12 protein-coding genes are annotated in these 13,226 nt (G+C 74.2%); 5 read left to right on the forward strand and 7 right to left on the reverse strand.

The annotated features are described in order from the left end of the window. Nucleotides 1-98: 98 nt before the first annotated feature. The 4 genes from ACGF7U_RS22230 to ACGF7U_RS22245 all read right to left on the reverse strand — a co-directional run bounded on the left by ACGF7U_RS22230 (nt 99) and on the right by ACGF7U_RS22245 (nt 3,710). On the reverse strand, nt 99-1,478 hold the full coding sequence (locus tag ACGF7U_RS22230; protein ID WP_393109470.1) for an FAD-dependent oxidoreductase: 1,380 nt from the start codon (nt 1,476-1,478) through the stop codon (nt 99-101). A 54-nt stretch (nt 1,479-1,532) separates the two neighbouring features. Then, nucleotides 1,533-2,681, reverse strand: a complete 1,149-nt coding sequence (locus ACGF7U_RS22235) for a glutamate--cysteine ligase (protein ID WP_393109472.1) — start codon at nt 2,679-2,681, stop codon at nt 1,533-1,535. Nucleotides 2,682-2,850: 169 nt separating this feature from the next. Next, nucleotides 2,851-3,243, reverse strand: a complete 393-nt coding sequence (locus ACGF7U_RS22240; RefSeq protein ID WP_393109474.1) for a hypothetical protein — start codon at nt 3,241-3,243, stop codon at nt 2,851-2,853. Further along, nucleotides 3,240-3,710: a hypothetical protein gene (locus tag ACGF7U_RS22245; RefSeq protein ID WP_393109476.1), complete on the reverse strand. Its 471-nt coding sequence runs from the start codon at nt 3,708-3,710 to the stop codon at nt 3,240-3,242. The genes ACGF7U_RS22240 and ACGF7U_RS22245 overlap by 4 nt, the downstream gene beginning before the upstream one ends. A 425-nt stretch (nt 3,711-4,135) precedes the next feature. On the opposite strand from ACGF7U_RS22245, the gene ACGF7U_RS22250 reads away from it, so the two are divergent. The 4 genes from ACGF7U_RS22250 to ACGF7U_RS22265 all read left to right on the forward strand — a co-directional run bounded on the left by ACGF7U_RS22250 (nt 4,136) and on the right by ACGF7U_RS22265 (nt 8,321). Beyond that, complete coding sequence (locus ACGF7U_RS22250; protein ID WP_393109478.1) at nt 4,136-4,429, forward strand: DUF6412 domain-containing protein; 294 nt, start codon at nt 4,136-4,138, stop codon at nt 4,427-4,429. A gap of 96 nt (nt 4,430-4,525) precedes the next feature. Next, nucleotides 4,526-5,278 carry a YidC/Oxa1 family membrane protein insertase gene (locus ACGF7U_RS22255; RefSeq protein WP_393109480.1) on the forward strand — a complete coding sequence of 251 codons (753 nt, stop codon included), beginning with the start codon at nt 4,526-4,528 and terminating at the stop codon, nt 5,276-5,278. Between the two features lie 71 nt (nt 5,279-5,349). Further along, nucleotides 5,350-6,762 carry a carbohydrate-binding protein gene (locus tag ACGF7U_RS22260; protein ID WP_393109482.1) on the forward strand — a complete coding sequence of 471 codons (1,413 nt, stop codon included), beginning with the start codon at nt 5,350-5,352 and terminating at the stop codon, nt 6,760-6,762. A 158-nt stretch (nt 6,763-6,920) separates the two neighbouring features. Continuing rightward, complete coding sequence (locus tag ACGF7U_RS22265; protein WP_393109484.1) at nt 6,921-8,321, forward strand: chitinase; 1,401 nt, start codon at nt 6,921-6,923, stop codon at nt 8,319-8,321. Nucleotides 8,322-8,397: 76 nt separating this feature from the next. Here the strand turns inward: ACGF7U_RS22265 and ACGF7U_RS22270 are convergent, their stop codons facing one another. Together ACGF7U_RS22270 and ACGF7U_RS22275 are read right to left on the reverse strand one after the other, a co-directional pair. Next, nucleotides 8,398-9,063: a DedA family protein gene (locus ACGF7U_RS22270; protein WP_393109486.1), complete on the reverse strand. Its 666-nt coding sequence runs from the start codon at nt 9,061-9,063 to the stop codon at nt 8,398-8,400. Nucleotides 9,064-9,151: 88 nt separating this feature from the next. Next, a complete protein-coding gene (locus ACGF7U_RS22275) occupies nt 9,152-9,754 on the reverse strand; it encodes a DUF1349 domain-containing protein (protein WP_393109488.1) in 603 nt (200 codons plus the stop codon). Between the two features lie 172 nt (nt 9,755-9,926). Here ACGF7U_RS22275 and ACGF7U_RS22280 point away from each other — a divergent pair, with 172 nt between their 5' ends. Next, entirely contained in the window at nt 9,927-11,579 is a 1,653-nt protein-coding gene (locus tag ACGF7U_RS22280; protein WP_393109490.1) for an alpha-amylase family protein, read from the forward strand. A gap of 48 nt (nt 11,580-11,627) precedes the next feature. Here ACGF7U_RS22280 and ACGF7U_RS22285 read toward each other — a convergent pair whose 3' ends face one another. Beyond that, nucleotides 11,628-13,217: a DUF4139 domain-containing protein gene (locus tag ACGF7U_RS22285; protein WP_393109492.1), complete on the reverse strand. Its 1,590-nt coding sequence runs from the start codon at nt 13,215-13,217 to the stop codon at nt 11,628-11,630. Between the last annotated feature and the right edge of the window lie 9 nt (nt 13,218-13,226).

Consider the following 13,226-nt stretch of genomic DNA (forward strand, 5'->3'; position numbering starts at 1 on the left):
CATGCACCCCACCCTCCGGCCTCACGCGACGTGAGGGTCAAGCCGGGGCCGTGGTTGCGGGGCCATCGCCGCGATGCGGCGACGTCGTGGCCACCGCACTAGCGGGCGGTGGCGGTCAGGGCGTCGACGGCCTTGCGGGCGGCGATCAGCACCGGGTCCCAGACCGGGGCGTACGGCGGGGCGTAGCCGAGGTCGAGGGCCGTCATGTCGTCGACCGTCATGCCGTTCCACAGCGCCACCGCGAGGGTGTCGATCCGCTTCGCGGCCTCGGACCAGCCGACGATCTGCGCCCCGAGCAGCCGCCCGCTGGGCTTCTCCGCGATCAGCTTCACCGTCATCGACCGGGCGCCCGGGTAGTAACCGGCGCGGTTGGTCGACTGGGCGATCACCGAGACGAACTCGAAGCCGGCCGCCGCCGCGTCCCGCTCGCGCAGCCCGGTGCGCCCGACCTCCAGCTCGCAGACCTTGGTGACGGCCGTGCCGATCACCCCGGCGAAGGTGGCGTAGCCGCCGCCGATGTTGATGCCGGCCACCCTGCCCTGCTTGTTGGCGTGGGTGCCGAGGGGCACGTGCACCGGCATCCCGGTGACCCGGTGCACGGTCTCCACACAGTCGCCGGCCGCCCAGACGTCCGGCACCCCGGGCACCCGCATCCGGCGGTCCACCCGGATCCCGCCGGTGACGCCCAGCGGCAGGCCGGCGGCCTCCGCGAGGGCCGTGTTGGGGCGTACGCCGAGGCCGAGGACGACCAGGTCGGTGGGGATCGGACCCTCGGCGGTGACCACCGCGGACACCCGGCCGTCGGTCTCCTCGAGCCCGGTCACGGCGAGACCGGTGCGGATGGTGATGCCGATTCCCCGCATGGCGTCCGTGACCAGCTCGGCCATGTCCGGGTCGACGGTGGACATCGGCTGCTCGGCCTGCTCCACCAGGGTCACGGCGAGCCCGCGCTGGATCAGCGCCTCGGCCATCTCCACGCCGATGTAGCCGCCGCCGACCACCACCGCCCGGCGGGGCCGCGGCTCGGACTCCAGCCAGCCGCGCAGCGCCGCGCCGTCGTCGAGGGTCTGCACGCCGAACACCCCGCGGGTGTCGGTGCGCGCCCAGTCCGGCTTCGTGGGCACCGCGCCGGTCGCGTAGACCAGGGTGTCGAACCGCTCGCGGACCTCGCCGCCGCCCGCGAGGTCCCGCGCGACCACCTCGCGCCGGTCGAGGTCGATGCCGGTCACCTCGTGGCGCAGCCGGACGTCGATGTCGAACTTCTCCCGGAACGTCGCCGGGTCGCGGGCGATCAACTGCTCGCGCTCGGGCACCAGCCCGCCGATCCAGTACGGGATGCCGCACGCCGAGTACGACGTGAAGTGGCCCCGTTCGAACGCGACGATCTCCAGGTCGCCGCGGTCCCGGCGGCGGCGCGCCTGCGACGCCGCCGCCATGCCGGCCGCGTCGCCACCGATGACGATCAACCGTTGCGCCACGGGGACCATCCTGTCACGCGCGACCGTCGTACGGGTTTCGCGCGCGACGTCCCCTCACGCGCGACCCGTCCCGCGGGTCTGACGCGCGACGTCGGAGACCACGTCCACGAGCCTGCCGCCACGCGCGAAGACGGCACGCTGCCGGGCCGCCCCGCTGCCGTGCCGGCGCAGCCCGCCGATCAGGTCGGTCACCTCGTCGAGGTCGCCGTGCCGCTCCAGCGCCGGGCGCAGCCGCTCGACGAGCTGGTCGAACAGCTCCCACGCCGGCCGCAGCTCCCCGTCGGTGAGGTCGACGCCGTCGCCCTCCAGCCCGTCGTGTGCCGCCCGCCAGTGCGCGGCCACCAGCAGGTGGTGGTCGGTGCGGATGGCCGGGCGGCCGGCGGCCATGTCGTCCAACGCGGTCGCCACCATGGCCCGCACCAGCGCGGCGACGAGGACCGAGTCGTCCACCGACGGGCAGACGTCGCCGATCCGGATCTCCACCGTCGGATACTTGGCCGACAGCCGGGCGTACCAGTAGAGCATCCCCTCGTCGAGCATCACGCCGCTGGCGATGAGCTGCCGGATCAGCCGCTGGTAGTGCTCGTGGGACTCCAGGAACGGGGTGGGCGCCACCGAGGGCCAGTGCTCCCACTCCACCGACCGCCAGCTCGCGTAGCCGGTGTCCTCGCCCTTCGCGAACGGGGAGTTGGCGGTGACCGCCTGCAGCACCGGCAGCCAGGGCCGGACGTGGTTGAGCACCTGCACCCCGGTCTCCGGGTCGGGCACCCCGACGTGCACGTGCATGCCGTTGTTGCCCGGGCCGGGCACCAGCAGGCGGAACCGTTCGATCATCTGGTCGAAGCGGGGCTTGTCGACCACCGGGGGCACGGGGCCGTCCACCGGGCCGGTCCCGATGGCGAGCAGCCGTACGCCGGCCCGCTCGGCCGCGTCGGCGAGCGCGGCGCGCAGCACGCCGAGTGAGTGCCGGATCGAGGAGAGTTCCAGACCGGGCGGGCTGCCGATCTCGATCTGGCTGGTCTGGAACTCCCGCTCCACCTGGCCGCGCAGCTCGGGCGGCACCTGCTCCATGACGAGGTCGACGGCGGGCACCGCGGTCCCGGTGTGCGGGTCGACGAGCAGGAACTCCTCCTCCACACCCACCGTCAGCAGATCCGTTCCCTCGACCGTCGCGCTCGGGGCCTCCGCCACCTGGCCGGTCATCGTCACCACCGTCCGTTCGCGCCCGGCCGCGGTCCGTCCGCGCCGGGTCGGCCAGTGGTTACCCAGGGTGTCGGCGGCGGAAAACGCCGTCCTGCGTGTCGACGGCGTGTCGCCCCCGCGCGCGGGCCGGGCCGGGGCCGCGCCGATCGCGTCCCCGGGGGTCCGCGCGTCACCGTCGTCCGGGGTCGTCCTCGCCGGCCTGCACCATGGCGCGGACCCGGCGCAGCGTCGCGTCCTGGGCCAGGATGGCCTCCCGCCACCGGTCCAGCGTCCGGCGCAGGTCCCAGACCGTGGCCCGGAGCTGCTGCACCTGCTCGCGGGTCGCGTCGAGTTGGGCGCGGGTGACCAACGCCGCCTCCTCGAGTTCGGCGACCCGCGTGCGCAGCGGCTGCACGAGGGTGAGGGCGGCGTCGGTGAGGGTGTCGGCGGCGTCCGCCTTGAACTTGCCCCGCTGCACGACGACCGCGGCGATGGCGGCGAGACCGCCGGCGCCGCCGAGGACCCCGAGGACGGAGAGCAGCACCTGCACCCACTGCGGGGCGGCCGGGGCCGACGTGTTCACGTTCCACCTCCGGTGGGGACGGTGCCCCCGGCGGCCAGCCCGACGGGTCCGGTCGACCGGATGGCCCTGGTGAGCCGGCGCAGGTCGAGCAGGATCTGGCCGGCGCGCCATCCCGAGCCGATGGCCACCGCGACGATGAACGACGTCGCGGCGACGCCCTGCCGGCCGGCGACCACCGACAGGGCGACGGCGTACATGCCGGTGATCGTGCCCAGCATCAGCATCGAGGCGAGCTCGATGCCGAGGGCGGTGGAGAGCCGGCCGGGCCAGAGGACGCCGAGCAGCCCGGTGACGCCGACGACGATGAGCCCCGACTCCCATCCCGCCTGGATGGGGCCGGGCATCGCCATCTCCACGGACTGCGGCCGGACGTCGAGGACGATCAGCAGGATCCCGCAGACGGGGGCGGTCGCCAGGATCGCGATCTCGAAGGGCTGCTGCGTCGAGCGGCTGCGGATGTGGGGCACGGCGGCTCCTCGGTGATGGCCCACCACCTCGTCGAGGCGGCCCGTCGACCCGGGCGGACGCCCGGTCGCCGGGGTGTGCCGGGAGGGCCCGCTCCCGCTGGGCCGGTCAGCGCGGCGGCGCGCCGGCAGGCGGCGCAGCGTGACCGGGTGACGCCGGCCGGCGGTGGCCGGTCGACGCTCCAAGTCGTACCACTGTCGCTGCGGCTCCGTCCACCCCGGAGCTGTCATAAAACAGCAGGTCAGCGCGGGTGCGGGGCGCGCGCCAGCGCGCCTTTGGGGCACGTGCCGGCCGCAGCCGGCGCGACCGGCCGGGCCGCCGGGAACGGCCGCGCCGGGCGGCCCGGCCCGCGGGGCGCGCTCGCCCCGGCCGTCCGGGATGCCGCGTTCGGGCCGGCCGGCGTGACAGCGGTACCTAGGCTGGTCCCGTGCCGAGGGCGTGGGGGATCCTGCTGGGGACGTGGGCGTACGCGCTCACGCACCTGGTCCTGCTCGCCGACCGTCCGGCCGGGCTGCTCGCCGGGGCCGCGCTCACCGCCGTCGTCCTCCTCGCCGTCGTGCTCGCGCTGCACGCGGCGGCTGGCGTCGGTGCTCCCCGGGCCGGCCGCGCCGTCGCCCTGCGGGCCCGGGCCCGCCGTCGTCGGGTGCCCCGGCAGGTCGACCCGGACGCCGCCGGGCGTCCCCGGCCCCGGGCGCCCGGGGCGCACCCCTCGGCCGCGTAGCGCCCGCCGCGCGGCCGATTCCGCCGTCACCCGAGGCCCGGCGACGCCTTTCGTCCCGCCGGGCCGCCACCCGGAATCGGACCGAGGGGTCACCAGATGCTCACCTTCGCACCACTGCACGACGCCGTCGGCGCCGCCGGCAGCGCGCTGTCCTGGCTCACCACCCTGCTCGAACCGCTGGCCGGCGGGGCGGCCACGGCCGTCGCCATCGTCGTCCTCACCGTCGCCGTCCGGCTGCTCATCTCGCCGCTGACCCTCACGCAGGTCCGGGGGGAGCGGCGCCGCGAGGCGCTCGCCCCCGAGGTCCGCGAACTCCAGCGGCGGTACGCGGACGACCCGGCCCGGCTGCAGGGCGAACTGTTCGCGCTCTACCGGGCCAACGGCGCCAACCCGGTCTCCGGCTGCCTGCCGGTGCTGCTCCAGGCGCCGGTCCTGCTGGTGATGTACCGGCTCTTCACCACCGCCGAGGGCGGCACCGGGCTGCTCGACGAGCGGCTGGCCGGGGTGCCGCTGGGGCAGCACCTCGGCGACGGGCTGGGCGGCGCGGCGGTGCCGCTGTTCGGCGTGCTGCTGGCGGTTCTGCTCGCGCTGGCGTGGTGGACGTCGCGCCGGATCCGGCGCGCGGCGGCCGCGACCGGCACGGTGGCCGGCGCGCCGACCCAGGGGCCGGGCGCGGCCGTGCTCGGCCGGCTGCTGCCGCTGCTGCCGTACGCGACCGTGCTGGTGGCGCTGGTGCTGCCGCTGGCCGCGGTGATCTACCTGGTCACCACGACCGCCTGGTCGGCGCTGGAGCAGGCGGTGCTGCGCCGCCCGCGGCCCGCGCCGACGGGCGGCATCGATCCACATTGACATCTGCCGGACCGGCACGTACAACTCCTGAGAGAGCGCTCTCTCGACCGTCCCCGCAGAGAGGCACATCGATGACACCTGCCCCGGCGGCGCCCGCCGCCCCGCCCCACCGACGCCGGCTGGCCCTGGCGTCGGCCCTGCTCACCGCCGTCGCCACCACCGCCCTGGCCGGGATGACCGTGACCGCGAACGCCGCCGTGCCGGCGCCCGCGCCCGGCTGGAGCCTGGTATGGAGTGACGACTTCACCGCAGCGGCCGGCACGCTGCCGTCCGCGAGCGACTGGATCATCGACACCGGCACCAGCTACCCCGGCGGCCCGCCCAACTGGGGCACCGGCGAGATCCAGACGTACACGAACAGCACCGCCAACGTCAGCCACGACGGCGGCGGCAACCTGCGGATCACCCCGCTGCGCGACGCCTCCGGCCGCTGGACCTCCGCCCGCATCGAGACCGTGCGCAGCAACTTCAAGCCCGCGGCGGGTGGCGTGCTCGCCATCGAGGGGCGGATCCAGATGCCCAACGTCACCGGCGCCCAGGCAGCCGGCTACTGGCCGGCGTTCTGGGCACTCGGCTCGCCCTACCGGGGCAACTACCAGAACTGGCCGGGCATCGGCGAGTTCGACGTGATGGAGAACGTCAACGGCATCAACTCGGTCTGGGGCGTGCTGCACTGCGGCGTGGCCCCGGGCGGGCCGTGCGACGAGTTCAACGGCATCGGGGCGTCCCGCGCCTGCCCCGGCAGCACCTGCCAGTCGGCGTTCCACACCTACCGGTTCGAGTGGGACGCCTCGGTCAGCCCGCAGCAACTGCGCTGGTACGTCGACGGGCAGCTCTACCACACGGTGAGCCAGACCCGGGTCGGCGAGCCGTACTGGTCGCAGATGACCAGCCACGCCGGCTACTTCCTGCTGCTCAACGTGGCGATGGGCGGGGCGTTCCCGAACGGGGTGGCCGGCTCCGCCACGCCGACCGCCGCCACCGTCCCCGGCCGGCCGATGCTGGTCGACTACGTGGCCGTCTACCACCGGGGCGGCGGCACCACCCCGCCCCCGACCACCCCGCCGCCCGGCGGCGTGCGGGACGCGTACGCGACGATCCAGGCGGAGTCGTTCAGCGCGCAGAGCGGGGTGATCGTCGAGGCGTGCGTTGAGGGCGGCCAGAACATCGGGGCCCTGCGCAACGGCGACTGGGTGCGCTTCGACGACGTCGAGTTCGGCGCGACCCCGCCGCGCGACTTCGTCGCCCGGGTCGCCTCCGGCGCGGCGGCCGGGGTCAGCGGCCTGGTGGAGGTCCGGCTGGACAGTCCCACGGCCCCGCCGATCGGCAGTTTCGCGATCGGGAACACCGGGGGCTGGCAGAGCTGGCGCTCGGTCCCCGGCAACGTCGCGGGCCCGACCGGTCGCCGCACGGTCTACCTGACCTTCACCAGCGGGCAGCCCGCCGACTTCGTCAACGTCAACTGGTTCACCTTCCGCCGCTGAGCGGGCGGGAGCCCCGGGCGGCCACCGCCCGGGGCTCCCTGTCGGGTCGCCCCTCCCGTCACGCCCCTCGGCGGAGCCCTGGACAGAAACAGTTAACAGTCTTAATAATAGGCGTCAATGTTGATGGCAGTGGATGTCGTCCGGGCGTGGAGGGTGCTGTGAAACGATCCAGATCTTTGGTGTTGTCGCTGGTCACAGCAGTGGCGGCGGCGCTTGGTGCGGTGTGGGTGGCGATGCCGGCATTCGCCGCCGGGGCGACCGCGACCTTCGTCAAGACGTCCGACTGGGGCTCGGGCTGGGAAGGGAAGTACACGATCACCAACGGCGGCGGCACCACCGTCACCGGCTGGAGCGTCACCTTCGACCTGCCCGCCGGTACCACCGTCGGCTCGTACTGGGACGCGCTGCTGACCTCGGCGGGCCAGCGGCACACCTTCACCAACCGGTCGTGGAACGGCAGCATCGCCCCGGGCGCCTCCGTCTCGTTCGGCTTCCTCGGCAACGGGCCGGGCGCCCCGACCAACTGTCAGCTCAACGGCGCGCCGTGCGGCGGCGCCGGCCCGACGACCGCCCCGCCCACCACCGCCCCGCCCACCACCGCGCCCCCGACGACGGCGCCGCCGACCACCCCGCCCCCGACCAGCCCGCCACCGAACACGGGGCTGCCGAAGCACCTCCTCACCGGGTACTGGCACAACTTCGACAACCCGGCCGTGGAACTGCGGCTGCGGGACGTGCCCGCGGAGTACGACGTGGTCGCGGTCGCGTTCGCCGAGGCCACCGCCACCCCGGGCGCGGTCACCTTCGCCGTCGACCCCGGCCTCTCCGCCGCCCTCGGCGGCTACACCGACGCGGACTTCTCCGCCGACGTGCGCGCCCTCCAGTCCCGGGGCAGGAAGGTCATCATCTCGGTGGGCGGCGAGACCGGCCGGGTGGCGGTCAACGACGCCGCCTCCGCCGCGGCGTTCAGCGACAGCGTGTACGCGCTGATCCAGCGGTACGGCTTCGACGGGGTCGACATCGACCTGGAGAACGGGCTGAACCCGACCTACATGGCCCAGGCGCTGCGCTCGCTGCGGGCCAGGGTCGGCGCCGGGCTGATCATCGCGATGGCCCCGCAGACCATCGACATGCAGTCCCCGGGCAGCAGCTACTTCAAGCTGGCGCTCGACATCAAGGACATCCTCACCGTCGTGAACACCCAGTTCTACAACTCGGGGGCGATGCTGGGCTGCGACCGCAACGCCGCGTACGCCCAGGGGACGGTGAACTTCATCGTCGCGCTGGCCTGCATCCAGTTGGAGGCCGGGCTGCGCCCGGACCAGGTCGGTCTCGGCCTGCCGGCCGGGCCGGGCGCGGCCGGCGGCGGCGTCGTCGCGCCGAGCGTGGTGAACGCGGCGCTGGACTGCCTGGCCCGCGGCACCAACTGCGGCAGCTTCCGCCCCCCGCGCACCTACCCGGGCATCCGCGGCGCGATGACGTGGTCGGTCAACTGGGACGTCACCAACGGCAACGGCTTCGCCCGCACGGTGGCCCCCCACCTCGACACCCTGCCCTGACACCCCTCAACCCCGAGGGGATCATGCGGTTGTGGTGCCCACGCGCACCGGGCACCACAACCGCGGCCCGCCCGGGTCACCGGGTGGCGTCGACGTGGTCGCGTCGGCGGGCGCGGCGGCGGGTCTTCTTGACCGCCCACCAGGCGATCATCACGACGAAGACGGCGATGATGCCGTAGTCGAACCAGTTGCTGTACTTCTCGATCTGCTGCCAGCGGGAGCCGAGGGCGTAGCCCAGGCCGACGAAGAGGGTGTTCCAGATGCCGCTGCCCAGCGTCGTGAACGCGACGAACTCGGGCAGCGGCATGCGGTTGGCCCCGGCGGGGACGGAGACCAGGCTGCGCACCACCGGGACCATCCGGCCGAAGAGCACCGCCCACCGGCCGTGCCGCTCGAACCAGCGGTCCGCCTTCTCCAGGTCGTCCCGGTCGACCAGCGGCAGCTTGTCGAGCCAGCGTTTGAGCCGGTCCTCGCCGGCCGCCGCGCCCAGCCAGTAGAGGACGAGCGCCCCGGCCAGGGAGCCGGCGGTGGCGGCGAGCACCACCAGCACCACGTTGAACCGGCCCTCACCGGCCAGGTAGCCGGCCATCGCCAGGACGATCTCGCTCGGGATCGGCGGGATGATGCTCTCCAGGGCGACCAGCAGCGCCACGCCGAGCGCGCCGGCGGCGTCGATGACCCCCGCCACCCATCCGGTCAGCCCGCCGAGCCGGGTCGGGTCGACGTTCTCGGCGAGTGCCATCGTGATCCTTTCGCCGGGTCCGGGGGATCAGATTCCTCTACCCCGTGACCCGCCGGTCACACCTGCCCGTGAGCCGAGCCACCCGGGCTCAGTCCTCGGGGTGCAGCGCCGCGTCGGCGGGCCCCCGCCACCAGCCGGTGAACCGGACCCGCAGCCCTGCCCGGGTGGGGGAGCAGCAGTACGGCCCGGCCGCCGCCACCGCCTCCGGCGGCAGCGGGGCGAGCCGGACCAGGCGCCACGGCCCCTCGTCGGCGCGGGCCCGGACGGTCAGTGCGTCCGGACCGCGGCTGACCCGGACGGTGACCGCCCGCCCGGCCCACTCCGGCACCGGCGCGACCGACCAGTCGGACGCCTCCCGGGTCACCACGGCCCCGACCTGCGGCTGCCCGTCGCTGACCTCCACCCCGGCCTTGACCCAGTTCCGCTCGTCCACCCGCACCAGCACGCCGGCCTGGTCGAACTGCTCGCCGTAGTCGAGGCGGAACGCCACCTCCATCGCGTCGCCGACGGGGAAGGGCGCGAGCAGCGCCGGGGCGTCGTCGTGCACGAAGCCGTACGAGGTGTGCCGCCACAGGTCGCTGCCCTCGGCCGGCTCCACCAGCAGCTCGCCCGCCGGCCCGTCCTCGACCCGCACCGGCTCGTTCCACCACTCGCCCTCGGCCCAGTCGACCGGTCGCTTCGCGTCACCCATGTCGGCGACCGTACCCGCGGTGATTCACCCGACGCGCCAGGGTTGCCGTTGGCGGCGACGACCACGCTGAACCGCCGCCACGCTGAGACACACGATGCCACCAGCCCCGCGTCGGCCGCTCGGGAAACCGCTCGCGTTTGCCGGGCGCGCGGATCGGAGACATTAGGTCGACATGGCTGACAGGTGGTATTCCGAGGCGGTCGTCTACTGCCTCGACATCGACACGTACGCGGACTCCGACGGCGACGGCGTCGGCGACATCCGGGGCCTGATCGGCCGACTCGACTACCTCGCCAGGCTGGGCGTGACCTGCCTCTGGCTGCACCCCATCCACCCGTCGCCCAACCGCGACGACGGCTACGACGCGACCGACTTCTACAACGTCGACCCGCGCTTCGGCACCCTCGGCGACTTCGCGGAGCTGCTGCACCAGGCGCAGAACCGCGGCATCCGGGTGATCATCGACCTGGTCGTCAACCACACCTCGGACGAGCACCCCTGGTTCCAGTCCGCCCGCTCCTCGCCGGACTCGCCGTACCGGGACTGGTACGTCTGGTCCGACCACGAGCCGGACGACCGCCACCAGGGCATGGTCTTCCCCGGCGAGCAGAACGAGACCTGGACCTACGACCGGACCGCCAAGGCCTGGTACTACCACCGGTTCTACAAGTTCCAGCCGGACCTCAACTTTGCGAACCCGAAGGTGCGCGAGGAGGTCAAGAAGATCGTGTCGTTCTGGCTCCAGCTCGGCGTCTCCGGCTTCCGGATGGACGCCGTGCCGTTCATCATCGAGCTGACCGAGCCGGGCAACCCGAGTTCCCCGAAGGACTTCGACTTCCTCACCGAGCTGCGCCAGCACGTGCAGTGGCGCCGGGGCGACGCCGTCCTGCTCGCCGAGGCCAACGTCGAGCCCGACCAGCTGCCGACCTTCTTCACCGACGCCGGCGGCTCGGCGAACCGCCTGCACATGCTCTTCGACTTCATGCTCAACGGGCGGCTGATGCTGGCCCTGGCCCGGCGGGACCCGGAGCCGATCATCGAGGCGCTGCGCGACACCCCCGCGCTGCCCGAGGGCGGGCAGTGGGCCACCTTCCTGCGCAACCACGACGAGATCGACCTCTCCCGGCTCACCGCAGAGCAGCGCAACCAGGTGTACGCGGAGTTCGGTCCGGACGAGAACATGCGCATCTACGACCGGGGCATCCGCCGCCGGCTCGCCCCGATGCTCGGCAACGACCGCCGGCGCATCGAGCTGGCGTACGCGCTGCAGTTCTCGCTGCGCGGCACGCCGGTGCTGCGCTACGGCGAGGAGATCGGCATGGGGGAGGACCTGTCGCTGCCCGGGCGGGAGGCGATCCGCACCCCGATGCAGTGGTCGTACCAGCCGAACGCCGGCTTCTCCACGGCCGACCCGGAGAAGCTGGTCCGTCCGGTGATCGACAAGGGCGACTTCAGCTACGAGAAGGTCAACGTGACCGCCCAGCGCAGCGACCCGAAGTCGTTGCTCGCCTGGTTCGAGCGGATGATCCGTACGCTCCGCGAGGCCCCCGAGGTGGGCTCGGGCTCGACCACACACATCGACGTGGCGATGCCGCCGGGGGTGCTGGCGCACCGCGCCGACGGGCGGACCGGGACGATGGTCTTCCTGCACAACCTCGGCACCACCGACGCGGAGGTGGACCTCAGCACGCTGGAGCCGGAGGCGGACCTCCCCGTCGACGTCCTCGCCGACCGCAACTACGGCGAGGTGGGCAAGCTGGACCGGCTCAAGCTGGCCGGCCACGGCTACCGCTGGATCCGCCTCTGCCGCGGTCGCGGCCGCTGACCGGCCAGGACCAGTCCCCATCGCGGGGAAGGGCCTTTCCCCGCCCGGTCACTCCCGCCAGCCGGCCAGTTCGACCCCCTTGGCGAACTCGACCCGGAAGCCCATGGTGATCTCGCCACTCTCCCCCGGTTCGAGCCGCAGCCGCCAGGTCACCTCGCCCAGCTCCGTACGCTCGGCCGGCGGCGGGACGAGGGTGGTCTCCCGGACGACCACCGCCTCGTCGCGGGACACCGGCAACTGGTCGAGCACCTCGACGGTCGCCGGCCGGGGCGTGTGGTTGGCCACGCTGATCCGGTACTCCACCTCCCGTCGCCGGGTCGAGCCGAGCGCGGCCCGGGTGTCGGCACGCCGGCGGAGTTCCCGTTCCACCCGTACCCGGTCGTCCACGCCGAGCGCCAACTCGGTCTCCTCACCGGGCGCCCACGCCCGCAGCCGGGTGGCCGCGACGAAGTCGGCGCCGTGGAAGACCGCCGCCGGGCCGGGCAGCAGCGTGTGCGCCGAGGTGTTGCGGACCGTCGCGCGCAGGTGCGCCTCCGCCGCGCGGACCGGCACGGTCACGTGGTCCAGCCGGGCCGGCAGTTCCAGCACGGCGATCGTGGCCCGGTACGCGCTGCCGTCCGCCGGCACCGCGACCGGGCGGGCCGGCCGGTAGGTGGCCGCGGTGACCCCCTGCTCGACCGCGGCGACGCTCTCCCGCACGCGGGGGCGCGCCGGACCCGACCGGGCCGTGGCACCCGCGGCCGGCGCCGCGCCGGGCGCCGGGGGCGGCGGCATCGCGCCGAAGCTCGCCGCCGGCACGGCCGCCGCCAGCGGTGCCGGCCGGACCCGGTCCAGGTACCAGGGCGACAGTTCGGGTACGCCGGCCGCCGCGGCCGGTCGGGCGGTCGAGAGCTGGAGCGCGCACTCCGGCCAGTCCTCGCCGGTGTCCTGGCTGACCAGGCCGAACCAGGTGACGGTCATGGTGTCGTCGACCAGCCGCAGGTCGTAGGAGGGCTGCCAACGGGCCCCGTCGACCAGGTAGCTCAGCTCCAGGTCCAGCTCGGTGTCGTCGGCGTCCACCGACACGGTCACCTCGGCGGCGAGCCGGTCCGGTTCCCGCTTGCCGTTCGCGGCGTCGAGCTGCCGCTCGACAGCCGCCAGTTCCTCGGTCAGGTCGGTACGCCGCCGGGCCAACCCGCGCCGGCGGCTGTGGGAGTCGGCAAGCTGGCCGGCCACCGAGTCGGCGAAGACGGCCACGTCCGTCGGGGCGGCGTCGCCGACGGCCAGCGCGCGGGCGTACGTGCCGCCGGCCCGCTCGGCCAGCCGGGCGAGAAACTGCCCCCGCTGCGTCTCGATCTCGTCCGTGTCGGCGACCTCGGCCAGTTCGTCGGCCAGCTCCCGGCGCCGTTGTTCCAGCGCGCCGACCTGCCCGTCGGTGCTGCGGGCCTGCCGCCACGTCGTCACGTCCACGCCGAGCACGGTGGCCGCGCCCCGGCCGCCCACCCGGAGCGACTCCCGCCGCAGGCCCAGCGGCAACGGTGCGACACGTAACCGGTGCTCGCCGGCGGCCAACCGGGTGCTGCCCCGGCGGGTGACCCGGGCCCGGTCCGGGTAGACGGTGACACCGACGACGGGTGCTTCGAACTCCGCTGCGCTCACGGCGGCGAG

It is taken from the genome of Micromonospora sp. NPDC047670 (assembly GCF_043204915.1).
Lineage (GTDB): Bacteria > Actinomycetota > Actinomycetes > Mycobacteriales > Micromonosporaceae > Micromonospora.

What these genes read in the sequence shown, in the direction of transcription:
- ACGF7U_RS22280 (WP_393109490.1), top strand. Translation starts at nt 9,927, where the DNA reads ATGGCTGACAGGTGGTATTCCGAGGCGGTCGTCTACTGCCTCGACATC.
- ACGF7U_RS22260 (WP_393109482.1), top strand. Translation starts at nt 5,350, where the DNA reads ATGACACCTGCCCCGGCGGCGCCCGCCGCCCCGCCCCACCGACGCCGG.
- ACGF7U_RS22255 (WP_393109480.1), top strand. Translation starts at nt 4,526, where the DNA reads ATGCTCACCTTCGCACCACTGCACGACGCCGTCGGCGCCGCCGGCAGC.
- ACGF7U_RS22235 (WP_393109472.1), bottom strand. Translation starts at nt 2,681, where the DNA reads ATGACCGGCCAGGTGGCGGAGGCCCCGAGCGCGACGGTCGAGGGAACG.
- ACGF7U_RS22270 (WP_393109486.1), bottom strand. Translation starts at nt 9,063, where the DNA reads ATGGCACTCGCCGAGAACGTCGACCCGACCCGGCTCGGCGGGCTGACC.
- ACGF7U_RS22275 (WP_393109488.1), bottom strand. Translation starts at nt 9,754, where the DNA reads ATGGGTGACGCGAAGCGACCGGTCGACTGGGCCGAGGGCGAGTGGTGG.